Annotated in this window: 25 protein-coding genes and 1 pseudogene; 13 read left to right on the forward strand and 13 right to left on the reverse strand. The window is 67.5% G+C overall.

Translation table 11 applies throughout. The features are described from left to right. Nucleotides 1-146 precede the first annotated feature (146 nt). From ACK3BB_RS14500 to ACK3BB_RS14510, 3 genes are all read left to right on the forward strand, one after another. Nucleotides 147-1,394: an Hsp70 family protein gene (locus tag ACK3BB_RS14500; protein ID WP_428925352.1), complete on the forward strand. Its 1,248-nt coding sequence runs from the start codon at nt 147-149 to the stop codon at nt 1,392-1,394. A 140-nt stretch (nt 1,395-1,534) separates the two neighbouring features. Further along, complete coding sequence (locus ACK3BB_RS14505; protein WP_428925353.1) at nt 1,535-2,062, forward strand: hypothetical protein; 528 nt, start codon at nt 1,535-1,537, stop codon at nt 2,060-2,062. A gap of 179 nt (nt 2,063-2,241) precedes the next feature. Next, nucleotides 2,242-3,036: a lytic murein transglycosylase gene (locus tag ACK3BB_RS14510; protein ID WP_428925354.1), complete on the forward strand. Its 795-nt coding sequence runs from the start codon at nt 2,242-2,244 to the stop codon at nt 3,034-3,036. Here ACK3BB_RS14510 and ACK3BB_RS14515 read toward each other — a convergent pair. The 4 genes from ACK3BB_RS14515 to ACK3BB_RS14530 form a co-directional block, all read right to left on the reverse strand. Beyond that, nucleotides 3,033-3,824: a heme-dependent oxidative N-demethylase family protein gene (locus ACK3BB_RS14515; protein ID WP_428925355.1), complete on the reverse strand. Its 792-nt coding sequence runs from the start codon at nt 3,822-3,824 to the stop codon at nt 3,033-3,035. The two genes, ACK3BB_RS14510 and ACK3BB_RS14515, sit on opposite strands and share 4 nt — an antisense overlap. 390 nt (nt 3,825-4,214) lie before the next feature. Then, nucleotides 4,215-4,826 (reverse strand): hypothetical protein, encoded by a 612-nt coding sequence (locus tag ACK3BB_RS14520; RefSeq protein ID WP_428925356.1) that lies wholly within the window; start codon nt 4,824-4,826, stop codon nt 4,215-4,217. A 153-nt stretch (nt 4,827-4,979) separates the two neighbouring features. Beyond that, a complete protein-coding gene (locus tag ACK3BB_RS14525) occupies nt 4,980-5,579 on the reverse strand; it encodes a biotin transporter BioY (RefSeq protein ID WP_428925357.1) in 600 nt (199 codons plus the stop codon). Between the two features lie 56 nt (nt 5,580-5,635). Continuing rightward, nucleotides 5,636-6,118, reverse strand: a complete 483-nt coding sequence (locus ACK3BB_RS14530; protein ID WP_428925358.1) for a DUF6314 family protein — start codon at nt 6,116-6,118, stop codon at nt 5,636-5,638. 74 nt (nt 6,119-6,192) lie between these two features. Here ACK3BB_RS14530 and purB point away from each other — a divergent pair, with 74 nt between their 5' ends. From purB to ACK3BB_RS14560, 6 genes are all read left to right on the forward strand, one after another. Then, on the forward strand, nt 6,193-7,497 hold the full coding sequence (purB, locus tag ACK3BB_RS14535; RefSeq protein ID WP_428925359.1) for an adenylosuccinate lyase: 1,305 nt from the start codon (nt 6,193-6,195) through the stop codon (nt 7,495-7,497). Between the two features lie 172 nt (nt 7,498-7,669). Continuing rightward, nucleotides 7,670-7,828, forward strand: coding sequence for a hypothetical protein (locus ACK3BB_RS14540; RefSeq protein ID WP_428925360.1), 159 nt, complete (start codon nt 7,670-7,672; stop codon nt 7,826-7,828). Nucleotides 7,829-8,022: 194 nt separating this feature from the next. After that, complete coding sequence (locus ACK3BB_RS14545; protein ID WP_428925361.1) at nt 8,023-8,577, forward strand: tetratricopeptide repeat protein; 555 nt, start codon at nt 8,023-8,025, stop codon at nt 8,575-8,577. A gap of 152 nt (nt 8,578-8,729) precedes the next feature. After that, the gene (locus tag ACK3BB_RS14550) at nt 8,730-9,767 is read left to right on the forward strand and encodes a flagellar motor switch protein FliG (protein WP_428925362.1); all 1,038 of its coding nucleotides are present in this window, start codon (nt 8,730-8,732) and stop codon (nt 9,765-9,767) included. Nucleotides 9,768-10,595: 828 nt separating this feature from the next. Next, nucleotides 10,596-11,468 carry a DMT family transporter gene (locus ACK3BB_RS14555; protein ID WP_428925363.1) on the forward strand — a complete coding sequence of 291 codons (873 nt, stop codon included), beginning with the start codon at nt 10,596-10,598 and terminating at the stop codon, nt 11,466-11,468. Between the two features lie 8 nt (nt 11,469-11,476). Beyond that, entirely contained in the window at nt 11,477-12,355 is an 879-nt protein-coding gene (locus ACK3BB_RS14560) for a lysophospholipid acyltransferase family protein (RefSeq protein ID WP_428925364.1), read from the forward strand. 380 nt (nt 12,356-12,735) lie between these two features. Here the strand turns inward: ACK3BB_RS14560 and ACK3BB_RS14565 are convergent, their stop codons facing one another. Then, nucleotides 12,736-13,449, reverse strand: a complete 714-nt coding sequence (locus ACK3BB_RS14565) for a DUF1223 domain-containing protein (protein ID WP_428925365.1) — start codon at nt 13,447-13,449, stop codon at nt 12,736-12,738. A 240-nt stretch (nt 13,450-13,689) separates the two neighbouring features. Here ACK3BB_RS14565 and acnA point away from each other — a divergent pair, with 240 nt between their 5' ends. Continuing rightward, a complete protein-coding gene (acnA, locus tag ACK3BB_RS14570) occupies nt 13,690-16,464 on the forward strand; it encodes an aconitate hydratase AcnA (protein WP_428925366.1) in 2,775 nt (924 codons plus the stop codon). Between the two features lie 86 nt (nt 16,465-16,550). Here the strand turns inward: acnA and ACK3BB_RS14575 are convergent, their stop codons facing one another. Then, nucleotides 16,551-17,201 (reverse strand): hypothetical protein, encoded by a 651-nt coding sequence (locus ACK3BB_RS14575; RefSeq protein ID WP_428925367.1) that lies wholly within the window; start codon nt 17,199-17,201, stop codon nt 16,551-16,553. Between the two features lie 102 nt (nt 17,202-17,303). After that, the gene (locus ACK3BB_RS14580) at nt 17,304-17,912 is read right to left on the reverse strand and encodes a glutathione S-transferase family protein (protein WP_428925368.1); all 609 of its coding nucleotides are present in this window, start codon (nt 17,910-17,912) and stop codon (nt 17,304-17,306) included. Nucleotides 17,913-18,076: 164 nt separating this feature from the next. On the opposite strand from ACK3BB_RS14580, the gene ACK3BB_RS14585 reads away from it, so the two are divergent. The 3 genes and pseudogenes from ACK3BB_RS14585 to ACK3BB_RS14595 form a co-directional block, all read left to right on the forward strand. Next, on the forward strand, nt 18,077-18,694 hold the full coding sequence (locus ACK3BB_RS14585) for a trimeric intracellular cation channel family protein (protein WP_428925369.1): 618 nt from the start codon (nt 18,077-18,079) through the stop codon (nt 18,692-18,694). A 19-nt stretch (nt 18,695-18,713) separates the two neighbouring features. Then, complete coding sequence (locus ACK3BB_RS14590) at nt 18,714-19,406, forward strand: SDR family NAD(P)-dependent oxidoreductase (RefSeq protein WP_428925370.1); 693 nt, start codon at nt 18,714-18,716, stop codon at nt 19,404-19,406. Nucleotides 19,407-19,426: 20 nt separating this feature from the next. Beyond that, nucleotides 19,427-19,552 (forward strand): annotated as a pseudogene (locus ACK3BB_RS14595) (IS3 family transposase); the annotation flags it as partial. Between the two features lie 504 nt (nt 19,553-20,056). On the opposite strand, the gene ACK3BB_RS14600 reads toward ACK3BB_RS14595, so the two are convergent. From ACK3BB_RS14600 to ccmA, 6 genes are all read right to left on the reverse strand, one after another. Continuing rightward, the gene (locus ACK3BB_RS14600) at nt 20,057-20,860 is read right to left on the reverse strand and encodes a calcium-binding protein (protein WP_428925371.1); all 804 of its coding nucleotides are present in this window, start codon (nt 20,858-20,860) and stop codon (nt 20,057-20,059) included. Nucleotides 20,861-21,014: 154 nt separating this feature from the next. Beyond that, nucleotides 21,015-21,554 (reverse strand): DsbE family thiol:disulfide interchange protein, encoded by a 540-nt coding sequence (locus ACK3BB_RS14605; protein ID WP_428925372.1) that lies wholly within the window; start codon nt 21,552-21,554, stop codon nt 21,015-21,017. Beyond that, on the reverse strand, nt 21,547-21,702 hold the full coding sequence (gene ccmD / locus ACK3BB_RS14610; RefSeq protein WP_428925373.1) for a heme exporter protein CcmD: 156 nt from the start codon (nt 21,700-21,702) through the stop codon (nt 21,547-21,549). The genes ACK3BB_RS14605 and ccmD overlap by 8 nt, the downstream gene beginning before the upstream one ends. Further along, nucleotides 21,702-22,436, reverse strand: a complete 735-nt coding sequence (locus ACK3BB_RS14615) for a heme ABC transporter permease (RefSeq protein ID WP_428925374.1) — start codon at nt 22,434-22,436, stop codon at nt 21,702-21,704. The genes ccmD and ACK3BB_RS14615 overlap by 1 nt, the downstream gene beginning before the upstream one ends. Before the next feature lie 45 nt (nt 22,437-22,481). Further along, the gene (gene ccmB, locus ACK3BB_RS14620; RefSeq protein ID WP_428925375.1) at nt 22,482-23,138 is read right to left on the reverse strand and encodes a heme exporter protein CcmB; all 657 of its coding nucleotides are present in this window, start codon (nt 23,136-23,138) and stop codon (nt 22,482-22,484) included. Continuing rightward, the gene (gene ccmA / locus ACK3BB_RS14625; protein ID WP_428925376.1) at nt 23,135-23,770 is read right to left on the reverse strand and encodes a heme ABC exporter ATP-binding protein CcmA; all 636 of its coding nucleotides are present in this window, start codon (nt 23,768-23,770) and stop codon (nt 23,135-23,137) included. Before ccmA ends, ccmB begins: the two co-directional genes overlap by 4 nt. Nucleotides 23,771-23,791 lie beyond the last annotated feature (21 nt).

The raw sequence follows: 23,791 nt of genomic DNA on the forward strand, positions 1-23,791 counted from the left end.
ACCCCGCATCCGGGTGGCGTTGGCGGGCGCCACGCCTCGAATCCAGCTGGCCCACCGGCGGCAGGTCCACTGAATTGCTCTTGCGTCATCCGCGCCGCTCGATTATGCGCCTCGGCTCCCCTCAGCCAGTGAAACGGAGCGGCACCATGACCGAACCCGCGACCTTGGGTATCGATTTCGGAACCTCGAATTCCGCGGCGGGCATCGCCCGCGACGGCCGGCCCCACCTGGTCGAGCTGGAACCCGGCGAACAGACCCTGCCCACCGCCGTCTTCTTCGAAGAAGACGGCCGCCAGATGGAGATCGGGCGCAAGGCCACCCGCGCGCTGATCGACGGCGACGAGGGGCGGTTCATGCGGGCGCTCAAGAGCGTGCTGGGCACGTCGCTGATGCACGAGGAACGGCGCATCCAGGGCAAGCGGCTGACCTTTGTCGACATCATCGCCCGCTTCCTGGCCGAGGTGAAGACCCGGGCCGAGGCGGCGACGGGCCAGGATTACACCCATGCGCTGTCGGGCCGGCCGGTGCGCTTTCACAGCGCCGACGACGACCGCAATGCCCGGGCCGAAGAGGACCTGCGGGCCTGTTACCTGGCCGCCGGTTTCCAGGACGTCCGGTTCATGTACGAACCCGAAGCCGCCCTGCGCGCCACGCCGCCCGCGCCCGGCTACGGGCTGATCGTCGACATCGGGGGGGGCACCTCGGATTTCACGGCCTTCGAACAGGGCGCCGGGGGTGATGCGATCATCCTGGCCAGCCACGGCGTGCGCATCGGCGGCACCGATTTCGACCGCCGGCTGAGCATCGACCACGTCATGCCCGAGCTGGGCCGGGGCAGCCAGATCCGCAACACCATGGGCCAGGACACCCTGCCCGCCCCCGCGCGGCTCTTCAACGACCTGGCGACCTGGGCGATGATCCCCTTCCTCTATACGCCCGACACCCGGCGCATGGCCCGCGACCTGGCCCGCCAGGCCGTCGAACCCGCGCGGCTGGCCCGGTTGGAAAAGGTGCTGGAGGAAGAACTCGGCCATGACCTGGCCTTTGCCGTCGAGGCCGGCAAGATCGCCGTCAATGCCGGCGAGACAGGGCGCATCGGGCTGGGCATGATCGAACGCGGGCTGTCGGTGCCGCTGAGCGAGGCCGGGCTGGTCGGGTCGCTGGCCGAGTCGATGACGGGCATCGCCGGGGCGGCAGCCGAAACGCTGGCCCTTGCCGGGCTTGGCGCCGATCGGATCGACCGCATCGTGCTGGTCGGGGGCTCGTCGCTGATGCATTCGGTGCAGGCGGCGGTGCAGGATGTCTGTCCGCAGGCCCGGGTCGAAAGCGGCAAGGCCCTGACCGGTGTGGCCGACGGCCTGGCCCTGGCCGCCGACAGCGCCTTTGCCGTCTGACGCCCCTGGCGTTGCAAACCGTCATGTAATTGTCTCTTTCCCGACAATTCGCTCCGGCATATGCTTGACCCGACGTCATCCAGGCGTCGTGCAGACCCCCGCGAAGGGGGCTTGAGCAGTCCCAGCCAGGAGCTTCCCCGATGACCCGTATCCCTACCCTTGCGGCCGCCGCCGCACTGACAGCCATGACCACCCTGCCCGCCCGGGCCGCCGATCCGCTGCCCGCCGAAGATGCGGTCTTCACGGTTTACGGCACGGTCGGCGACTGGACGGTCTATGCCGACAACCAGCGCCATTCCTGCCTGGTCGAAAAGCTGTTCAACGATGGCGAATACGTCCTGCAGATGGGCGCCACGCCCGACGAGACCAAGGGCTATCTCGGGGTCTTCACCACGGCCGACGTCAAGCAGTTCCGCCGCCAGAATGTCGTGCTCGACATCGACGGCAAGCAGTTCCCGGCCAAGGCCATCGGAACCAAGAGCCGGAAATTGCAGGGCAATTACAAGGGCAGCTATGTGCCCGTTCACACCCGGGCGCTGGCGGATGCGCTGGCCGGGGGCACGATGCTGACGGTTGTGCCGGCCAAGTCCTTCTCGTTCGAGCTGCCTCTCGACGGGCTGGGCGCGGCCATGGCCGAAGGCTCGGCCTGCATCAAGGCCCAGAGCTAGGGGCAGACCCCGGGCCCAGACCCGCCCGATCGGGGCCCGAAGCGCGACCACCCACGCAGGACCGGGGCCACGCCAGGCCCCGGCAAAGCGATCGGCCCGGGCAACGCCGGATTTTTCTTTGGACGAAATCGGGTGCTGAGATACCTTTGGTTCACGTATTTTCCTTAAGGACACTCGGCATGCGCAGATTTTTCGCCTCTCTCCTGGCCGCTTTCCTGGCCACCGGCCCGGCCCTGGCCGCCACCTGCGGCAACACGTCCTCTGGGTTCGAGGCCTGGAAAGCCGATTTCGCCCGCACCGCCCAGGCCAGTGGCGTGGGACAAGCCGGGCTGCACGCGCTGGCCCAGTCGCAATATGCCTCGCGCACCATCTCTGCCGACCGCAACCAGAAGAGCTTCAAGTATTCGCTCGACAAGTTCATGGAGATCCGCGGCGCCAACGTGATCGCCAGCCAGGGCCGCCAGCGCAAGGCCCAGAACCCCCAGTTCTACGCCTCGCTCGAACGGGTCTACGGCGTGCCGGCCGGGGTGCTGATCACCATTCACGGCATGGAAACGGGCTTTGGCCGGTTCATGGGCGACAGCCAGGTCGTGTCGGCCATCGTGACGCTGGCCTATGATTGCCGGCGCTCGGATTTCTTCATCCCCCATGCCCTGGGCGCGCTGCGGCTGGTCGACATGGGCTCGATATCGACCCAGACCCTGGGCGCGCGCCATGGCGAGCTGGGCCATACCCAGTTCCTGCCGGGCAATGCGCTGACCTACGGGGTGGATGGCAACGGTGACGGGCGGGTCAATTTCTATGACCTCTCCGATGCCATGGCCTCGACCGCCAATTTCCTGCGCCAGAAGGGCTGGCGCCCGGGCCAGGGTTATCAACCGGGCGAGCCGAATTATGCCGTGCTGCAGCAATGGAACGCGGCCACGGTCTATCAGCAGACCATTGCCATCGTCGCCGCGCGGATCGACGGCTAAGTCGGCGGCGCGTCGTCCCCTGTCCCTGCGGCGGCTCCGGTCCCTGCGGCGGCCCCTGTCCCTGCGGCGGCTTCGGTCCGGCGCAGGACGAAGGTGTGGATGGTAAAGACCACGGCCCGGGTCACCGGCAGGCGCAGGATGCATTGGCGTTCGCTGCGCAAATAGGGCATCGGCCCGTCGCGGCGCAGATCGGGCTTGGCGCTTTCGCTGAGCGGTTGATGCAGGTCCGGCCGGGCATAGTTCAGCACGTTGAACCGCCACAGCGGGCGCCCGGGCTGGACCCCGTCGAAGAGGCGCTGCACCCGGCGGGCCAGCATGTCGTCATATTCGGCAACCGGCCGGTGAATGGCGATGAGCGGGCGCATGAATTTCTCGGCGAGGGTCCAGCTGGCCGGAAAGCACAGCGCGGCCGCCGTCAGCACGTGTTCATCGCCGCGTTTTTCCAGGATGCAGAGGTCTTCCTGCACCAGCCGGCCCAGCGTGCCCATCGGATCGCCCCGGTCGATGGCCACCACCACCCCGTCGGGCCGGGTGACGCGATCGGTCGCACCGGGGTATTCGGCGGCCAGCACCGCGTCGAGCAGCTCTTCGGCCGCCGGCCCGGCGCCGGCATCCATGGCCAGCACCGCGTCGCGCCGGTCGCGCAACAGCCGGTCGCGTTCGGCCATCTGCCCGGCAAAGGCCTCGTCCCGCATCAGCCAATGGGCCTCGCCCAGGGGCGAGATGCCCGGCAAAGGTTTCTGGGCGCCCGTGTCATAGGGCAGCCTGGTCTGGAAAACGCCTGTCATGCCGGTACATTAGGGGCCTTGCCGCAACGCCGCAATCGCGCCGCGGCGGCAGGGCTCAGCGCGGCCGGTGCAGCGGCGGATGCGGCCGGGGGCCAGGCCCCGGGCCGGGTCGCGGCGGGCGTACACCCGGGCCAGGCCCCGGGCCGGGGCGTGGCGGGCGGATGCCCGGGCCGGGACCGGGCCCCGGACGCGGCGGACGCACCCCCGGCCCCGGGCGCGGCGGCGGCAACGGCCGGTCATAATAATAATCGTTCCAGCCCATCGAATCGTAATAGATCCCGCCGCCCACCGACACGGTGCCCGGCTGGCATCCGGCCAGCAGCAGCGCCCCGGCGACCAGCCCGGCCATCAGCCCCGTCCTGCCTGTGATCCCGCCCATGCGTTTCCCCCTCACCGCGCGGCCCGGAACGAGCCGTAGATCTCGTTGACCGGCCCCAGCCAGGCCGGATCGGCGCCGTCTTCGATCACGGTGACCGACACGGCGACGCGCGGCCCCGGCAGCTCGATCGTGACGGCGGTAAAGGCCACGCCACGCCCGTTGCGCCGGCCCGAACCGGTAAAGCGCATGGCGTCCAGCCCGCCGACGCGGGCGGCCGTGCGACCGGTCATCACCGGGTCGCGCACCAGGTGCGGCCCGATATCGCGCAGGTAATCGGCGGCCTGGTCCATCGTGGTCACGCCCCGGGGCACGATGAAGCCGACCCAGACATGATCATCGGCCGTGGGCTGCAGGCCGATGATGCGGGCGACCGGGCGGGCCACGTCGGTTTCGGGATCGGCGACAAGCCGGTCGCCACCGCTGCGCAGGGTCCAGAAATCGGGGGCATCGAAGGTGAACAGCGCCCGTCCGGCCTCGGTATAGGTCACCGGCACCTGGGCCTCGGCCGGCCGGGCCAGCCCCAGGCCGAACCCCAGCCCAATTCCCGGCACAAGCACCGTGGCACAGGCCAGCGCAAGGCCGCGCCACCCCCGCCGGGCCGGTCTGTCGTCACGCTCACTCATCACCCGTCTCCCTCGTTCGTTGCGGCCATATTCGGGAACCGGGCACGACTTGTAAACCATTGCCAACCCCATGGGCCGGAACGAAAAAGGGCGCGGCGACCCTGCGGCCCCGCGCCCTTGGCATTACTGTCGGGGCATCAAGCCCCGGCCGGGTCAGCCGCGCAGGCGGTTGACCAGCTTCCAGGTGGCCGGCAGCAGCAGCGCCGCCAGGGCCAGCTTGATCGCGTCACCGACCAGGAAGGGCGTCAGGCCCCATTCCAGGATCGGCTTGTCCCAGCCGTACAGCATGCCCAGCCAGATCAGGCCCGGCACGTAGATGATGACATTGCCCAGCAGCAGCGCCGCGGCCATCTTGCCCATCGACCGGTCCCAGCCGCGCTGCGCCAGCGCGCCCAGGGCCAGGGTGGCCAGGACATAGCCCACCAGGTAGCCGCCGGTGCCGCCCATCATGTATTCCAGACCCGCGGCCTCGGCCGAGCTGCCGGCAAAGACATCGAACCCCAATGCGCCAAGCAGCATGTAGCCCAGGATCGTCACCAGGCCGAGCCGCGCGCCATAGGCCGCGCCGACGGTGAGCACGGCGAATGTGCCCATGGTGATCGGCACCGGCCACATCGGCACCTTGATCTTGGCGGCAACCGCCAGCAGGGCAATGCCCAGAACGACCAGCGCCAGCTGGCTCACACGGCGCGCGGCGCCCGAACGGGGGGCCAGCACATCGGCGAGGGTCGGCACGGAAACGGCTTGGGTCATGGGTGTTCCTCCAGTCCTTCTTGTTCAGACGCCGGCTTGATGCCCGTTCGGCATCGTCATCGCAAGCACGATTTCGCGCCTGCAGAATCCGCCATATCGGCCCCGGGGCCGTCCGCCAGGCGCCGGTAGGCCGAGACCATGCGGTAGGACTTGCGCGGGCCGTCGACCTGCCAGGTCGTGTGGAATTCGGCCAGGGCATTGGCGCTCAACAGGAATTCGTAATCGACCACGTAGCGATCGGGATCGCACCAATGATCGGCCCGCCCGCCCCGGGCCGGCACCTGGTGAAAGAACCGGCCGTCGTCGAAGAACACCGCCAGGTCCGCCCCCCAGCGATAGCGCCGCTCGGCCGTGAACCGCCCCTGCCCCTCGATCTGCAACGTGCCCGTCTCGACCTGCACGAACCCATCGCCCTCGGCCGTCCAGCGGGCGGTGCCCGTGAACCGGGCCGGCGGGCCGAGCGCGTCTTCGATGTGCCGCTCCAGCGTCCAGCTGCCGGCGAAATCCCCGGCCACGCAGGGCCGCCCTGTCCCAGTCATCCGCGCCTCCCTTGCCGTTGCGCGGCACACAGTCTATAGCCCCGCACGACTTCCCCACAACCAGGATGCATTGCATGATCCCGCGCTATTCCCGCCCCGACATGGTTTCCATCTGGTCGCCAGAGACGAAGTTCCGCATCTGGTACGAGATCGAGGCCCATGCCTGTGACGCCATGGCCGAGCTGGGCGTGATCCCCAAGGAAAACGCCGCCGCCGTGTGGAAAGCCAAGGATGTCGAATTCGATGTCGCGCGGATCGACGAGATCGAGGCCGTGACCAAGCATGACGTCATCGCCTTCCTGACCCACCTGGCCGAGATCATCGGCAATGACGAGGCGCGCTTCGTTCACCAGGGCATGACCTCGTCCGACGTGCTGGACACGACGTTCAACGTCCAGCTGACCCGCGCGGCCGACATCCTGATCGCCGATCTCGAAGGCCTGCTGGCCGCGCTCAAGCGCCGGGCCATCGAACACAAGGACACCGTGCGCATCGGCCGGTCGCACGGCATCCATGCCGAGCCGACGACCATGGGCCTGACCTTTGCCCGGTTCTATGCCGAGATGGATCGCAACCTCAGCCGCATGCGCGACGCCCGGGCCGAGATTGCCACCGGCGCGATTTCCGGGGCCGTGGGCACCTTTGCCAATATCGACCCGCGGGTCGAGGAACATGTCTGCGACCAGATGGGCCTGGTGCCCGAGCCGATTTCCACCCAGGTCATCCCGCGCGACCGCCACGCGGCCTTCTTTGCCACGCTGGGCGTGATCGCCTCGTCGGTCGAGAACATCGCGACCGAAATCCGCCACATGCAGCGAACCGAAGTGCTGGAAGCCGAGGAATTCTTCAGCGCCGGCCAGAAGGGCTCGTCGGCCATGCCGCACAAGCGCAACCCGGTGCTGACCGAGAACCTGACCGGCCTGGCCCGGCTGGTGCGGTCGATGGCCCTGCCGGCGATGGAGAACGTGGCGCTCTGGCACGAGCGCGACATTTCCCATTCCTCGGTCGAGCGCAACATCGGCCCCGATGCGACCGTGACGCTCGATTTCGCCCTGGCCCGGCTGACCGGGGTGATCGACAAGCTGGTGGTCTATCCCGACAACATGCTGGCCAACATGAACAAGTTCCGCGGGCTGGTGATGTCGCAGCGGGTTCTGCTGGCGCTGACCCAGGCCGGTGTCAGCCGCGAGGACAGCTACAAGCTGGTCCAGCGCAACGCCATGAAGGTCTGGGAAGAAGGCAAGGATTTCAAGACCGAGCTGCTGGGTGATGCCGATGTGACCGCCGCGCTGTCGGCCGAGGAGATCGAGGAGAAATTCGATCTGGGCTATCACACCAAGCATGTCGACACGATCTTCGCCCGCGTCTTCGGCGAGTGATCGCGCCACGGGCGGCGGATCGCGGATCCGCGCGCCCGAACCGGCGGCAAAAGGCCCATCACAGACCCCGGCACGCGCGGCCGGGGTCTTTTTCGTTCGGGAACGGCCCGGCCTCTGTTACCCTCGGGCCACCCGGCGGCGGATGCTCCCTGCCGGCCCACAGGAGGATGCCATGACCGTCAAGACCGCACTTGCCGCACTTGCCCTGACCTGCCTGCCCGCCCTGGGCTTTGCCGAATGCAACTGGAGCAAGCAGCAGGCCCAGAGCTGCGCTCCGGGCACGACCTGGGACAGCGAAGCCATGGCCTGTGTCGACCAGGTGACCAGCTAGGCCACCGCCCCCAAGGCCGGGCGCGCCCGCCGCATGGGCGGGGCGCCTGGCCGGGATGATCACGGTTTCGTGATGAACCGTCAGGGCCCCGGACACGACCCATAAGCGCAAACGATGCACAATCCCGGCGGGTTTCGCCTGCCGTTCCCTTCCTGCGGGTCCTGCCCGACACGCGTCAGACATTGGAGTATCCCATGCGCAAGCTCACCGCCCTCGCCCTGACCTCGGCCGTGACCGCGGCCATTGCCATCCCCGGCCTGGCCCTGGCCGCCGGATCGGGCAGCGACGCCCCGCCCAAGCCGACCGAGACCACCAAGACCTGCCTCTTCGGCAAGGTCTTCGACCCGGCGACCAAGAAATGCGTCAAGGTCGAGAAAAGCTCGGCCCTGGACCCGGACCTGCTTTACGGCGCCGTGCGCGAGCTGGCCTATGCCGGGGAATACGACCGTGCCCAGCAAGTGCTGTCGGTGATGGACCAGGACGACGACCGGGTGCTGACCTACTGGGGCTTCACCCACCGCAAGATGGGCCATGACGCCCTGGCCGAAGAGTATTACCAGCAGGCCCTGGCCAGCAATCCCGACAATATCCTGGCGCGCTCCTACATGGGCCAGGGCTATGTCGCCCAGGGCCGCATCGAAGAGGCCATCACCCAGTGGAAGGAAATCGTCGCCCGTGGCGGGGACAAGACCTGGGCCGAGGCTTCGCTGCGCGAGGCGATCATGACGGGCATGACCTACAGCTACTGAACTTAGCCGTTTCTTTACGCCTGCCGGTCTAGTGTCGGCGTCGACGATACAGGCAAGAGCAGGCTATGCAGAACGAAGTTGGCTCACAGCTTCCCATGGCGATGGACTTCGGTTCATCGCCACTGGAAGATCTATCCTCCGGCCCGTCCCCTATGAACCACGGCGGCGGCAGGGCGTCCTCTCTCAACAGCGTGTCCAAGGCGGCGATTGTCGTGCGGCTGCTGCTCAAGGAAGGCGCGGACATTCCCCTTGAACAATTGCCCGAGGACCTGCAGGCCAAGCTGGCCCAGCAGATGAGCCGGATGGGCCTTGTCGACCGCGACACGCTTGAAGACGTGCTTCAGGAATTCGCCTCGCAGGTCGATGGCGTGGGGCTGCATTTCCCCCACGGGCTGCATGCGGCCATCGAATCGCTGGATGGCCGGATCAGCGTCAAGACGGCGGACAAGCTGCGCAAGGCGGCGGGCATGCCGAAATCCGGCGATCCCTGGCCCCGGCTGATGGACCGAACCGAGGCCGAGCTGGCCGAGATCATGAAGGGCGAAAGCATCGAGGTGGCGGCCGTGCTGCTGTCGAAGCTGAGCACCGAAAAGGCCGCGGCGCTGCTGGGCCTGCTGCCCGGGCCGATGGCGCGCAAGATCACCCATGCGGTGTCGCTGACGCGCAACGTGACCCCCGACGCCGTACTGCGCATCGGCCAGTCGCTGGCCGAGCAATTCGACGACCAGCCCGACCTGGCCTTTGATGTCGGGCCCGACGAACGGCTGGGCGCGATCCTGAACCGCACCTCGGCCTCGGTGCGCGACGAGGTGCTGGGCGCGCTCGACGAGGTCGACCAGCCGTTCAGCACCCAGGTCAAGCGCCACATCTTCACCTTTGAACATATCCCCGACCGGATCGATCCGATGGATGTGCCCAAGATCATCCGCTCGGCCGACCAGATGACGCTGGTCACGGCCCTGGCCGGCTGCGAGGCGGCCGGTTACGGCGAGGTGGCGGAATTCATCTATCGCAACCTGTCGACGCGGATGTCGGACAACCTGAAGGAAGAGACCAACGAGATCGGCACCGTACGGGCCGAGGATGTCGAGGCGGCGATGCAACAGGTGATCGAGGCGATCAACGGCGAGGTGGAAAAGGGCGAGATCAAGCTGATCCCGATGGATGGCCCCGACGTCCAGGTCGACTGACGGCGTGCTCAGGGATGGCCCTGCGCGTCGTTGGCGGCGCTCTTGGTCGAACACGCGCGCCATTGATGGTGTCCGGGCGGACGCGCGCGATACTGATAGCGCCCCCCGGTCGGACCTGGACGCCACTGACGGCGCCCCGCTCGGACCCGCGCGTCATTGACGGCTCGCTCGGTCGGACCCGTGCGTTACTGATGGCGCCCACGCTCGGGCTCGCGCGGCACTGACAGCGCCGCCTGGTCCGACCGGCACACCTCTGACGGCTCCTCCGCTCGGACCCGTGCGTCATTGACGGCGACCCCCGGTTCGACTTGCGCGCCGCTGATGGCGCCCCCGCTCGGACACGCGCGGCACTGACAGCGCCCACCGATCCGACCTGCACGCCACTGACGGCGCCCCGCTCGGACCCGCGCGTCATTGACGGCTCGCTCGGTCAGCCCCGTGCGTCACTGATCGCCCCCACGCTCGGGCTCGCGCGGCACTGACAGCGCCGCCTGGTTCGACCTGCAAACCACTGACGGCCCCTCCGCTCGGACCCGTGCGTCATTAACGCCCCCCCGGTTCGGCTTGCACGCCGCTGATGGCGCCCCCGCTCGGACACGCGCGGCACTGGCAGCGCCCACCGATCCGACCTGCACGCCACTGATGGCGCTCCTGCTCGGACTCGTGCGCCACTGACAGCGATCTCCGGTCCGACCTGCACGCCACCGACGGCGCCCCCCGGTTGGACCCGCGCACCCTGGTGGCGGCATGCGGTGGCAGGTGATGGACAGCGGCCCGCCCCGGCCCTAAGACAGCAGCCATGCCTGCCGTTGCCCTCCTGTCCCGCGTATGACCCATGTTGCCCTGCCCGGCAGTTCCGAGCGCCAGGCCATCCTCTACATGCTCGCGGCCGTCCTGGCCTTTTCGGTCATGGATGCCACGGTCAAGGGCTTTGCCCCGCGGGTCGGCGTGCTGCCCGCGCTCTGGGCCCGCTATACCGGCCAGATGATCGTGGTCACCCTGCTGGTCCTGCCCCGCCTGCGCAGCGTCGCCCGCACCCGCCGGCCGGGCACCCAGATCCTGCGCTCGGCCCTGCTGATGGGCGCCACCGGGTTCTTCTTTACCGGGCTCAGCCTGATCCCCCTGACCGAGGCCAGCGCGCTGATGTCGGTCAACCCGGTGCTGATCACCCTGGGCGCCGCGCTGTTTCTCGGCGAACGCCTGGGCCCGCGCCGCATCGCCGGCATCGTCGCCGCGCTTGTCGGGGCCTTCCTGGTCATCCGCCCGGGTAGCGCGGTCTTTACCCCCGCCGCCCTGCTGCCCCTGGGCGCGGCCTGCTGCTATTCGTCCTACGTGCTGATCACCCGGCGGATCGGCGCCGACGAGGATATCTGGACCTCGCTCTTCTACACCGGCACCGTCGGCACCCTGGTGCTGAGTGCCATCATCCCCTTTGCCTGGACCCCGCTCGACACGACCTCGATCCTGATGATGCTGGTCATCGCCGCCGCAGGCACCACCGGCCAGCTCTTCCTGATCCGCGCCTTCACCGCCGGAGAGGCCGCCATGCTGGCCCCCTATTCCTACCTGGGCCTGGTCCTGGCCGCGCTCTGGGGGCTGTTCCTTTATGGCGAGATACCCGATAGTTGGACCATCCTCGGGGCCATCGTCATCTCCAGCGCGGGCCTGTATGTCTGGTACCGCGAAACCCACCGCAACTGACAGCGACCATGCCTGACAAAGCTTCCTTTCCCAAACGCGCCGGCCAGTACCTGACGAACCTGGCGCTGATGTCGGTCATCGGCACGGCCCGGCTGCTGCCCTATGCCAGCCGGGTGCGGTTCATCGGCTGGCTGACCTCGCGGGTCATTGCCCCGCTGGCCGGGTTCGACAAGCGCATCCGCAACAACCTGGCCCATACCCTGCCCGACATGCCCGCAGACGAGGTCGACCGCATGGTCCGCGCCGTGCCCGACAACATGGGCCGCGCCCTGATCGAGACCTATTCCGGCGCGCCCTTCGTCCGGCTGGCCCAGCAGGCGCCGGTCACCGGGCCGGGGCTGGAGGTGCTGGAACAGGCCCGGGCCGAGGGCAAGCCGGTGATCATCGTCACCGCACATTTCGGCAATTACGACGCCGCCCGCGCCAGCCTGATCCACCACGGGTTCGAGATCGGCGGGTTCTATCGGCCGCTCGACAACCCCTATGTCAACAAGCACTACACCCGGGCGATCACGGCCATCGGCGAGCCGCTTTTCACCCAGAGCCGCAAGGGCATGGCCAACATGGTGCGCCATCTCAAGGGCGGCGGCGTGGTGGCCATCGTGGCCGACCGGCATGCCGTGGGCGGCGAGATCATGCCCTTCTTCGGCAAGCCCGCGGCGACCTCGCTGGTCACGGCCGAACTGGCCCTGCGCTTCGGCGCGCCGTTGCTGCCGGTCTACGGGCTGCGCAAGCCCGACGGGCTGAACTTCGAGATCGTGACCCAGGAGCCGATCCCGCATTCCGACCCCGAGACCATGACGCGCGAGATCACCGACCGGCTGGAAACGCTGGTGCGCGAACACATGGATCAATGGTTCTGGATTCACCGGCGGTGGAAGGTCTGACCTTCGAGGCAACGGGCCGGCTTGGTTGACATGATGAGCCGCGTGCGACCGGCTGTCGGGCTCATCCGTCCATTCCGGTTGTACCTCGCGCCGGGATGATCCGAGCGGGTCAGCAGGTACCGAACGCCGCGATGACCAGACCTGGCAAATTCAGCCGCCCGAATGACTTGCCCGGATCCGGCACAATAGGCCGCCGCGATGATCAATCCGCTGGGATCCAGCTTGGGCGGCCAGATGATCTGATCGGACACATCACGCTCGGCCCCCGGAAGGACCTATCCGATTGAGGCGACCGAGTGCAGGAATGACCGACCCAGAGCGAGATTGGCGGCCCCAAAGACCTGACCGCATCAAGCAACCAGCGGGACAACCCGACCGGTTCAGTCCAGCTCGGCCGCCGCGATGATCTGGCCCGGGCCCTGTTCCTGCACGAGGATCACGGCCGGCCGGTCGCCGTCGATCCGTGCCTCGATCGACTTGACGCTGACCCCGTCCCAATCGCCGATGGTCTCCCAGCCGTCGACCACGTGCAGATAGGTGATGGTCTGGCCGGCATTCTCGCCGCGGGTGATCTTGACCGTGCGTTCGTCGGTATAACGCACCAGCTGCAGCACATAGGCCCCGCCGCGCCCCTCGCCCAGGGGCAGCAGGCCGATGCGCAGCCGGTCGCCATCGCGTTCGACCATGACCTCGGCCCGGCGCTCGGCCCCGGCATGGGCGGTGATCACGTCGGCCAGTTCCATCGGCTTGGCGCCGACAACCTGGTCGATGCCGTTGACGATCATCTGGGGCGTATAGACCATGTTGCGCCCGCTGGACCGGGCATAGGCCTTTTGCCGGGCGGTATAGGCCGGATCGGCAAACCGGTCCTTCCAGCCGATGTAATCCCAGTAATCCACATGCAGCGACAGCGCGATGACGTGATCCTTGGCCACCAGCTTTTCCATCAGCGCATCGGCCGGCGGGCAGGACGAACAGCCCTGCGAGGTGAACAGCTCGACCACCACCGTTTTCTCGCCGGCCCGCAGGGGCGTTGCAACGGCCGCACCAATGGCCAGAGCAAGGGACAGGACGACGGGTTCGAGCATGCGCATTCAGGACGTCTTTCGCGGTTGAAAACAGCATCGGGTTTAGGACCAGCCCGGTTGAAACGCCAATCACCCTTTCGAGATAACCCGGCGATCCTGCGAAAGTGTTGCCATTGCCGGACATTTTCGGTGTGCAACGGTATACAAATTTTGCAGTCGCGGCATCCGACCTGTTGATCGCGCGGATTCCCGGCTACATATGAAGGGCAGCAACATCCCCAACTTCTTGATCTGAGGGAGCCACATATGCCCATCACCGTAGGACAGGACACCGCCAAGACCCGCCGCACGCTCAGCGTCGGCGACCAGAGCGTGGCCTATTATTCGATCCCGGCCGCAACCGAAGCGGGCCTGGGCGATTTCTCGAAACTGCCGGCCGCGCTGAAGGTCGTTCTGGAAAACATGCTGCGGTTCGAGGATGGCAAGACGGTCAGCACCGACGACATCCGGGCCTTTGCCGAATGGGCCACGCTGGGCGGCAACAACCCGCGCGAGATCGCCTATCGCCCGGCCCGCGTGCTGATGCAGGATTTCACCGGCGTGCCGGCGGTTGTCGACCTGGCGGCCATGCGCGACGGCATCGTGGCGCTTGGCGGTGACCCCGAGAAGATCAACCCGCTCAACCCCGTCGACCTGGTCATCGACCATTCGGTCATGATCGACGAGTTCGGCAATCCGCGGGCGTTCCAGATGAATGTCGACCGCGAATACGAACGCAACATGGAACGCTATACCTTCCTGAAATGGGGTCAGAACGCGTTCAACAATTTCCGCGTCGTGCCGCCGGGTACGGGGATCTGCCACCAGGTCAACCTGGAATACCTGGCCCAGACCGTCTGGACCGACACCGACCAGGCCGGCGAAGACGTGGCCTACCCCGACACGCTGGTGGGCACCGACAGCCACACCACCATGGTCAACGGCGCGGCCGTCCTGGGCTGGGGCGTGGGCGGCATCGAGGCCGAGGCCGCGATGCTGGGCCAGCCGATTTCCATGCTGATCCCCGAGGTCGTGGGCTTCAAGCTGACCGGCGAGATGGTCGAAGGCACAACGGGCACCGACCTGGTGCTGAAGGTCGTCGAGATGCTGCGCGCCAAGGGCGTGGTCGGCAAGTTCGTCGAATTCTACGGGCCGGGCCTCGACAACCTGCCGCTGGCGCAACGGGCGACGATTGCCAACATGGCACCGGAATACGGGGCCACCTGCGGTTTCTTCCCGATCGACGATGAAACCCTGCGCTACCTGCGCGTGACCGGCCGCGACGAGGACCGCATCGCGCTGGTCGAGGCCTATGCCAAGGAAAACGGGTTCTGGCGGACGCCGGATTACGATCCGGTCTATACCGACACGCTGGAACTGGACATGGGCACCATCGTGCCGGCGATTTCCGGGCCGAAACGGCCGCAGGATTACATCGCGCTGGACAGCGCCGGCACCGCTTTTGGCCAGTTCATCAAGGGCCTGCGCGAAGGCAAGGACGCCAGCGAAACGGCCGAGGTCCGCTGGGAAGGCGAAGGCGGCGCGCCCGAGCCGCGCGACATTCCCGGCAACGAGGGGCTGCACAAATACGGCTGGGTGCATGGCGAGGACGGGCCCTACCAGCTGCATGACGGGTCCATCGTGATCGCCTCGATCACGTCCTGCACCAACACGTCGAACCCCTATGTCATGATCGGCGCGGGGCTGGTGGCCAAGAAGGCCCACGAGCTGGGCCTGACGCGCAAGCCCTGGGTCAAGACCTCGCTGGCGCCGGGCAGCCAGGTCGTGTCGGAATACCTTGAGGCCGCTGGCCTGCAGGAGCACCTGGACGCCATCGGGTTCAACCTGGTGGGCTATGGCTGCACGACCTGCATCGGCAATTCCGGCCCGCTGGACGCGCCGATTTCAAAGGCGATCAACGATTACGACCTGGTGGCCACCTCGGTCCTGTCGGGCAACCGCAACTTCGAAGGCCGGATCAGCCCCGACGTGCGGGCCAATTACCTGGCCTCGCCGCCGCTGGTCGTGGCCTATGCGCTGGTCGGCGACATGAATGTCGACATCACCCGCGAGCCGATCGGCCAGGACAAGGACGGCAACGACGTCTATCTCAAGGACATCTGGCCCAGCCAGGCCGAGATTTCCGAGCTGGTCGACAAGACCGTCACCCGCGAGGCGTTCCAGTCGAAATATGCCGACGTCTTCAAGGGTGACGAGAAATGGCGGGCGGTGGAAACCACCGATGCCCAGACCTATGATTGGCCGCCGGCCTCGACCTATGTCCAGAACCCGCCCTATTTCCAGGGCATGACCATGGACACCAAGAAGATCGAGAACATCGACGGCGCGCGCATCCTGGCCGTGCTGGGCGACATGATCACCACCGACCACATCTCGCCCGCCGGGTCCTTCAAGGAAACCACGCCCGCCGGCAAGTACCTGGTCGAACACCAGGTTCCACTGCGCGAGTTCAACTCCTACGGCTCGCGCCGGGGCAACCACGAGGTCATGATGCGCGGCACCTTTGCCAACATCCGCATCAAGAACGAGATGCTCGATGGCGTCGAGGGCGGCTATACCAAGGGCCCCGACGGCGACCAGACCTCGATCTACGATGCCTCGATGGAATGGCAGGACAAGGGCGTGCCGCTGGTCATCTTCGGGGGCGAGCAATACGGCGCCGGGTCGTCGCGCGACTGGGCGGCCAAGGGCACGGCCCTGCTGGGCGTCAAGGCGGTGATCGCCGAGAGCTTCGAGCGCATCCACCGGTCCAACCTGGTGGGCATGGGCGTGATCCCCTTCGAATTCACCGGCGGCGACACGCGCAAGACCCTGGGCCTGACCGGCGAAGAGACCGTGGCGATCCACGGGCTGGATGCCATCACCCCGCTGGCCGAGGTGCCCTGCACGATCACCTTTGCCGATGGCAGCGAAAAGACGATCACCCTGAAGTGCCGGATCGATACCGCCGTGGAAATCGAGTATATCGAAAACGGCGGGGTGCTGCATTACGTGCTGCGCAACCTGGCCCGCGCGGCCTGATCCAGGCCACAGCGGACCTTGACAGAACGGCCCCGGGCACCCACATGTTAGTTATGTGCCCAGGAGACCCGAGAGAGAGAAGGAGCCTAGGAATGTCCAGCCCTGACCCGATCCAAGTCTGATTGCAGCTTGCGCAACCGCCCTGCGAGGTGGTCGTCATGCTCATCCGGGCGCGCCAACTTCGGTTCGGCGCGCCTTTTCAATTCCAGGTCACTGTATCGCAGCTGCATCTTGGCCAGGATCTCGCGGCCCAGGGCCTCGCAATCCTCGCTGGTGCCATAGATGTTGCGGATCGTCCCGACCCGCCCGGCCGGCGAGATCCGGCGGAAACTGTCCTGTTGCAGCCCGTCGATCTGGGCCTTGATCTTTTCCAGGTCGCCGTAGAACCGCACGACATCGCCGATCAGCCCGTCCTCGATCGCATGCAATTCGCTGATCCGCGAGCGGTAGACATCGGTGTGGCGGGCATCGGTGATATGCGGCACGAAGTGCGGATCGCGGAACAGGTGTTCGAACCGGGCGATGGACGGCGCGGTATCGAGAAAGCGCTTCATGTCGGCGGCGTTGAAATCAATCTCGGCAAAGAGCGCACGCAGGAGCGACTTGCGGTCGTCCGACCGGCGCTTGCGGGCCTGCCAGATATCCCACCCGCGCGAGCCCAGCCACAACAGGATGGTGACAATCCCCAGCCGGGTGATCGTCACCAGATCCGCAATCACGTCTTCTTCGCCCATCATGGCTGCGGGCCTCCCTGCCAGCGCCGGCCCGGGGCGCGGCCCCTTGGCCATAGCGCGTTTGCGCCCGCCGCAACACCCCGGGCCTGCGACGGGCCGCAGGGGTCAGGCGGCCAGCATCACCCGGTCCTGGGCATTGGCCCAGAGCTGGCTGGGATGCGCGGCGCAGCGCGCCAGCCAGTCGCGCAGGGCCGGGCGATCCGGCGCCCAGTCCGGCGCCCAGAGCCAGACCGAGGCCACCAGGATGTCAGCCGCCGAATACCGCTCGCCCAGCAGCCAGGGCCCCCGGGCCAGCGCGGTTTCGATCCGGTCGGCGATCTCGGCCTCGCCGCGCCACGTCGCCCGCACCAGCGGCTCGTTGCCATGGCCGCCGGCATTGGCCACGTACCAGGGTTCGACCACCCCCGCCGCCCAGCCGAGCCAGGTCAGATAGGCGCCCCGGTCGGGATGGCCGATGCCCCGCCCCAGCGGGCTGTCGAAATGATCGGTCAGGAACAGCATGATGGCATTGCTTTCGGTCATCACACCATGCCCGGTGTCGAGCGCGGGCACCTTGGCCTCGGGGTGCGGGTTGCGCGGGTCGGTCCGCCCGCCGCCGTCCACCCGCAGGATGTCGACGGTGCACAGCCGCACCTTGTCGCGCATACCCATGGCATGCAGCAGCACGTTGATCCGCGTGGCGCGGCTTTGCGGGGCGTAATACAGGGTCAGCATGGGGTGTCCTTTCGATCCGGTCCGTCCGGTCTGTTCCGGTGCCCCCGCCTAGCAGACAGCTGCTGACAGGGTCCTGTCAGCATTCGCCCGGCGCTGGACAATCGCCCCCCGGCCCGCCGATAAGCAGGCCGTCCGACCAGGCGCGCAAAAGGCAGGAACGGCCCATGTGGTTCAGTGTTTTCGACATCATCGGCACGGTGGCCTTTGCCTATTCCGGCTTTGTCGCCGGGGCGCGGCGGCGGCTGGACCTGCTGGGCGTGGTCATCGTGGCCTACCTGACCGCCTCGGCCGGCGGCGCGCTCAGCCAGGTTCTGCTGGGCGAGGTGCCGCGCATCCTGACCGACGAACTGGCCGCCGGGCTGATCCTGGGCACGGTGATCGTCGGGCTGGTCCTGCACTGGACGGGCATCCGCCGGGTCGAGCGGCGCTGGACCTTCGTGGCCGCCGATGCCATCGGCCTGGCGGCCTTTGCGCTGACCGGGGCGTCGCTGGCGCTTGGGCACGGGCTGGGCATGTTCGGCACGACCCTGCTGGCCTTCCTGACGGCGGTGGGCGGCGGGCTGCTGCGCGACAGCCTGATCGGCGACGTGCCGGTCGTGCTGCGCTCGGGCTTTTACGGCATCATCGCCGTGCTCGTGGGCCTGGCCGTCTTTGCCTGCGACCGGCTGGCACTTGCACCCGACGTGGCGCCCGTGGTCATCTTTGCCGGGGCGGTGGTGCTGCGGCTGATCGCCCATGCCCGCGACTGGTCCTTGCCGGTTCTCACCGGGCACGAGGATTGAACAGCGAAAGGACACGCTCATGCGCAGGGTAGCCCTGATCACCGGCGGCGCCAGGGGCATCGGCCGGGCCATCGTGGCCGACATGGCCCGCGATCACGACCTGGCCTTCACCTGGTCCTCGACCCGGCCGGAAGCCGATCCCGAGCTGCTCGCGATCCGGGCCGATTTCCGCGAAGACGCCGCGGCCGGGCGGGTGATCGACGAGGTCATGACGCGTTTCGGCCGGCTGGATGTCATCGTCAACAATGCCGGCATCGTGGCCCATACGCCCCGCGACAGCCACGACCGCGAGGCGCATCGGCAGATCTTTGACGTGAATTACCTGGCGCCCGTGGCGCTGCTGACCGCCGCCCTGCCCCACCTGCGCCCCGGCGCCGCGGTGGTGTCGATCTCGTCGGTCAATGCCGAGATGCCACCGCTCGATGCGGTGACCTACGGGGCGTCGAAGGCCGCGCTCAACCTGTGGACCCGGGGCATGGCCAAGGAGCTGGGGCCGCAGGGCATCCGGGTGAATGCCGTGGCGCCCGGGCCGATCGAGATCCCCGAGGCCCCGCGCCCGCCCGACCTGGTGCGCCAGTTCGTCGACATGACCGCCCTGGGCCGGCCCGGCCAGCCCGAGGACATCGCGGCAGCCGTGCGCTTCCTGGCCTCCGATGCGGCGGCCTTCATCACCGGCGAGGTGCTGACGGTTTCGGGGGGATATCGGCTGTAGCCTGCGGCCAGTCTGGCGGCACGCTGGCCGACCGGACACCGCAGCAAGCGCGCCGGAGGCTTGAGCAGTTTGAAGGCTCATCGCCCGGCGCGGTTGCGCCAAACGGGGAACCCGAATACCCAGATCCAACCTGCAGACTCCCGTTATGGATGAAGGACCAGCAAGGGGCAGGATACACCGTGCAACGTGATCAGGGTTGGGGACATCGATCGAGGGGGGCGTGCGACCCGCCGGCCATGTCGCCCCATGGGATTGCCGCAAGAGCCTTCGATCAACCTGCGCCGCTGTTCTGCGGCCGCCCGTCACGGCAAGCGATCCGCCGCCCCAGCACTCCGGCGACCACCCCATAAAGCCATGCTATCCGTCCGTCGCGCGCTTCCGTGATCACCTCGTCAGGCGATCCTGTCCGTAGATCTCGCAATTCTGTGACCACACAATCAGGAAACCCCATCCAACGGCGTTGCACACCTGTGCTCAAGACGTCCGGGCAGCACTCCCACCGGCGTTCGTCCCTTGGTCAACAATTCGGTCAACCCATCCACCGGCATTGCACCCCATGGTCGACAAGTCCGCGCATCCCATGAACCGGTCCTGCGCCCCGCGATACCACCGGCAGACCACTCGATCCGCCGCCCATACGCATCCGGCGATCACCCCGCCAAAGCATCCTCGGTCAGCAATTCGACGGTTTCCAGGTCGATCCCCTGCACGCCCTGAAGGGCCAGCACCTGTTCGCCGTTCAGCGACAGCTGGGTCTCGTCCAGGTCCTCGTCGTAGGCCGCGGTCATTTCCGGTTCGGCATCGTCGAAATCGGCGGGGTCATAGTACAACGCCAGCGTCTCGGTCTCGGTGTCGAAATCCTCGATCACCGCCGGATCCTCGTCGCCCACCACGACCAGCCCGAACTGGTCGGTGCCCTCGCCGCCGCTGGCCATGTCGCCCGAGGACATCACGATGATGTCGTCACCCTCGCCGCCCGACAGGATCTCGACGTCGCCCCGGGCGAAATCAGCCTCACCGTCCAGCCGGTCGGAGGACAGGATGTCGTTGCCCGCGCCGCCGTCCAGCGTATCGGTGCCCGACCCGCCCAGCAGCACGTCATCGCCCGCCCCGCCGGTCAGGATGTCATCGCCCAGGTTGCCTTCGAGCGTATCGCTGCCCTCGCCGCCATCCAGCGTGTCGTTGCCATCGCCGCCATACAGCACGTCATCACCGGCCAGCCCCGACACCTGGTCGTCGCCCTCGGCGGCAAAGACCGTGTCGGCCCCGCTGCCCCCGGTGAACAGATCATTGCCCTCGGTCAGCGTCACCGTCTGGTCGTCGTCGACCTCGACCGTATCGCTGTCATCCTCGTCATCGTCGCCATCCCAGAACCCGAACGGATCCAGGATCAGACCCAGGGCCATGACGGACAGCAGGGCATTTCCCAATATCGCCAGTGAATAGGAATCCATGACACATTCCCTTCGGCAGTGCAGGTTGGACCGAGCTTAAGACTGCCCCGGAAAGGGGGCAAGAATACGGCGCATTTAGAACAAAAGAGCCAACAATCCCCTAAGAACGGGCAGATTGATGCCGCCCACCCCATGAATTACCGACATTTTGTCGTCAATTGCCCCGGGCCTGGGCCAATGCCGGGCGCAGGCGCTCTTCGATCGCACGCTGGGTCAGCGGGCCGGCAAAGCGCAGGATGACCTGGCCGTTGCCATCGATCACATAGGTTTCAGGCACGCCATAGAGCCCCCAGTCGAGGCCCATCCGCCCGCTGCCATCGGCCCCGATGGCGGCATAGGGATCGCCCAGCTCGTCGAGGAACCCCAGGGCATTGCCCGGCTCGTCCTTGTAATTGACGCCCAGGATGGTCAGCCCCTCGGCCGACAGCGCTTCGAGGTTGGGATGTTCGACCCGGCAGGGCGCACACCAGCTGGCCCAGAAATTCACCAGCTTGACCTCGCCGTCGCGCAGATCGGCATCCGCGAAAACCGCCTTGTCCCCCAGGGCCGTGACCTGGACCGGCGGGGCACTCTGGCCTTCGCGCGCGGATGGCAGGGCGTCGGGATCTTCGCGGAACATGCCCACGCCAAAGGTGATGACCAGCGCGGCAAAGATCGCCGGCGGGGCGATCATCAGGGGAGAGAGCCTAGCCATTGCCGCGAATCCTTTCCTCGACCCGGGCCATTTCGGCCCGCACGCGCCGCCCGCGCCACAGGCTGACGGCCACCAGCGCCAGCAGGACCAGCAGCGAAACCGCGTAGGCCGACAGCACGGTGTCGGCGTATTTCCCCAGGTCAGGCATCACGCCGCCCCCGCCCGTTCACGCGCCAGCAGCGCGCGGATGCGCCGGGCGCGGATCTCGGTGCCGGTGCGATAGAGCACCAGCGCCACGAAGAGCAGCACGAAGCCCGCGATGGCCACGAGCAGCGGGAAATAGAAGACATCGGCCACGTTTTCCTCCTTGTCCAGCGACAGCGACGCGCCCTGGTGCAGGCCCTGGTTCCAGAAATTCACCGCGTAACGGCTGAGAATGGCAAAGACCGATCCGACGATGCACAGCACCGAGGTCAGGTCGGCGGCGGTGTCCGGGTCTTCGATCGCGGCCCAAAGCGCGACATACCCCAGGTAGAACAGGAACAGGATCAGAAAGGACGTCAGCCGCGGATCCCAGGCCCACCAGGTGCCCCACATCGGCTGGCCCCAGATCGCGCCGGTCATCAGGGCGATCAGCGTCATGGCAATGCCCACGGGCGCCGCGGCCCGCGCGGCCAGCGCGCTGACATGGTGGCGCCGGATCAGCCAGATCAGCGAGGCCACGAGCATCATCAGCCAGGCATTGATGGCCATCAGCGCCGAAGGCACGTGCAGGTAGATGATCTTGACGGTGGACCCTTGCCGGTAGTCGTCCGGCGTAAAGAAGAACCCCCAGACCAGGCCGACGACCAGACACAGGGCGGCCAGCCCCCAGAGATACGGCAGGACCGCCTCGGAGGTGCGCAGGAACTTCTTCGGATTGGCGTATTCCCAAAGCGACATGCGGTCTATCTAGCCTCGTGTTGGGTCCGGAACAATGATCAGCACTCAGCGCAGATTGACGCGCAGGGCGGCGGCGGCGGCAAGGGGCAACAGCGCGAAACTGCCCGCCGTGATCCCGCCCAGCATCATAAGCGGCGCCACCGGGTCCAGCCCCTGCGCCCCGCGCCGGGCCACCTCGGCGCCAAAGATCAGCGTGGGCACGTAGAGCGGCAGCACCAGCAGCGACAACAGCAGCCCGCCGCGCTTCAGCCCGACGGTCAGCGCCGCGCCAAAGGCCCCTATGGTGCTCAGCGCCGGGGTGCCGACGGCCAGCGAGGCAAGCAGCCAGGCATAGCCCGGCGCGGGCAGGTTCAGCAGCACGCCAAGCAGCGGAGCGGCCAGCACCAGCGGCAGGCCGGTCGTCAGCCAATGGGCCAGGGCCTTGACGGCCATCACCGCTTCGAGCGGCAGCGGGGCCGTGGCCAGCAGGTCCAGCGTGCCGTCCTCCCAGTCGAGCGCCAGCAGCCGGTCGAGGGACAACAGGCAGGCCAGCAACGCGCCCAGCCACAGCACGCCCGGGGCGATCGTGCCCAGCAAGGCCGCCTGCGGCCCCACGCTGAACGGCACCAGAACGGTGATGATCAGGAAAAAGGCCAGCCCCAGGCCAAAGCCCCCGCCGGCACGAAAGGCCAGGCGGATGTCGCGGATCAGCAGGGCGATCACAGGAAGGCCTCGTCGAACCCGCCGCCCGTGCCCTGCGGCCCGGCCATTGCCCCCGGCGCGACCCGAAAGGGCGACAGGTCGAGCACATCGGCCGACAGGCCCAGGTCGATATGGGTGGCGATCAGCGCCGATCCGCCCTGCCCCAGATGCGCGCGCACGGCATCGGCAAACATGCCGACGGCCCGGGTGTCCAGCGATACGGTCGGTTCGTCCAGCACCCAGACCGGCCGCCCGGTGACCAGCAGCCGGGCCAGGCCCAGCCGGCGTTTCTGCCCGGCCGACAGCGCCCCGGCGGGCCGGTCGGCCAGCCCGTTCAGATCAAAGGCCGCCAGCGCAGCGTCGATCCCCGGCATGGCAAAAACGCTGGCCCAAAAGGCCAGGTTCTCGGCCACGCTCAGCGTCGGCTTGATGCCATCGGCATGGCCGGCATAGGCAATCCGGTCCTCGGCGCCCTCGATCGCCCCGGCCAGCGGCGGCTGCAGCCCGGCCAGCGTGCGCAGCAGCGTCGTCTTGCCGATCCCGTTCGGCCCGCGCAGGATCAGCGCCCGGCCGGGCTCCAGCGTGAACGACAGGCCGGCCAGCACCGGCACGCCCCCCCGGGCAATGGAAAGATCGACCAGTTTCAGTGTCATACCGCCCGCTTAGCCTATTCC

Origin of the sequence: Marinibacterium sp. SX1, assembly GCF_050389775.1 — a bacterium.
Classification (GTDB): Bacteria; Pseudomonadota; Alphaproteobacteria; order Rhodobacterales; family Rhodobacteraceae; genus Marinibacterium.

Coding starts and splice junctions, on each gene's coding strand:
- ACK3BB_RS14500 (WP_428925352.1), top strand. CDS start 147: ATGACCGAACCCGCGACCTTGGGTATCGATTTCGGAACCTCGAATTCC.
- ACK3BB_RS14505 (WP_428925353.1), top strand. CDS start 1,535: ATGACCCGTATCCCTACCCTTGCGGCCGCCGCCGCACTGACAGCCATG.
- ACK3BB_RS14510 (WP_428925354.1), top strand. CDS start 2,242: ATGCGCAGATTTTTCGCCTCTCTCCTGGCCGCTTTCCTGGCCACCGGC.
- ACK3BB_RS14515 (WP_428925355.1), bottom strand. CDS start 3,824: ATGACAGGCGTTTTCCAGACCAGGCTGCCCTATGACACGGGCGCCCAG.
- ACK3BB_RS14520 (WP_428925356.1), bottom strand. CDS start 4,826: ATGAGTGAGCGTGACGACAGACCGGCCCGGCGGGGGTGGCGCGGCCTT.
- ACK3BB_RS14525 (WP_428925357.1), bottom strand. CDS start 5,579: ATGACCCAAGCCGTTTCCGTGCCGACCCTCGCCGATGTGCTGGCCCCC.
- ACK3BB_RS14530 (WP_428925358.1), bottom strand. CDS start 6,118: ATGACTGGGACAGGGCGGCCCTGCGTGGCCGGGGATTTCGCCGGCAGC.
- purB (WP_428925359.1), top strand. CDS start 6,193: ATGATCCCGCGCTATTCCCGCCCCGACATGGTTTCCATCTGGTCGCCA.
- ACK3BB_RS14540 (WP_428925360.1), top strand. CDS start 7,670: ATGACCGTCAAGACCGCACTTGCCGCACTTGCCCTGACCTGCCTGCCC.
- ACK3BB_RS14545 (WP_428925361.1), top strand. CDS start 8,023: ATGCGCAAGCTCACCGCCCTCGCCCTGACCTCGGCCGTGACCGCGGCC.
- ACK3BB_RS14550 (WP_428925362.1), top strand. CDS start 8,730: ATGAACCACGGCGGCGGCAGGGCGTCCTCTCTCAACAGCGTGTCCAAG.
- ACK3BB_RS14555 (WP_428925363.1), top strand. CDS start 10,596: ATGACCCATGTTGCCCTGCCCGGCAGTTCCGAGCGCCAGGCCATCCTC.
- ACK3BB_RS14560 (WP_428925364.1), top strand. CDS start 11,477: ATGCCTGACAAAGCTTCCTTTCCCAAACGCGCCGGCCAGTACCTGACG.
- ACK3BB_RS14565 (WP_428925365.1), bottom strand. CDS start 13,449: ATGCGCATGCTCGAACCCGTCGTCCTGTCCCTTGCTCTGGCCATTGGT.
- acnA (WP_428925366.1), top strand. CDS start 13,690: ATGCCCATCACCGTAGGACAGGACACCGCCAAGACCCGCCGCACGCTC.
- ACK3BB_RS14575 (WP_428925367.1), bottom strand. CDS start 17,201: ATGATGGGCGAAGAAGACGTGATTGCGGATCTGGTGACGATCACCCGG.
- ACK3BB_RS14580 (WP_428925368.1), bottom strand. CDS start 17,912: ATGCTGACCCTGTATTACGCCCCGCAAAGCCGCGCCACGCGGATCAAC.
- ACK3BB_RS14585 (WP_428925369.1), top strand. CDS start 18,077: ATGTGGTTCAGTGTTTTCGACATCATCGGCACGGTGGCCTTTGCCTAT.
- ACK3BB_RS14590 (WP_428925370.1), top strand. CDS start 18,714: ATGCGCAGGGTAGCCCTGATCACCGGCGGCGCCAGGGGCATCGGCCGG.
- ACK3BB_RS14600 (WP_428925371.1), bottom strand. CDS start 20,860: ATGGATTCCTATTCACTGGCGATATTGGGAAATGCCCTGCTGTCCGTC.
- ACK3BB_RS14605 (WP_428925372.1), bottom strand. CDS start 21,554: ATGGCTAGGCTCTCTCCCCTGATGATCGCCCCGCCGGCGATCTTTGCC.
- ccmD (WP_428925373.1), bottom strand. CDS start 21,702: ATGCCTGACCTGGGGAAATACGCCGACACCGTGCTGTCGGCCTACGCG.
- ACK3BB_RS14615 (WP_428925374.1), bottom strand. CDS start 22,436: ATGTCGCTTTGGGAATACGCCAATCCGAAGAAGTTCCTGCGCACCTCC.
- ccmA (WP_428925376.1), bottom strand. CDS start 23,770: ATGACACTGAAACTGGTCGATCTTTCCATTGCCCGGGGGGGCGTGCCG.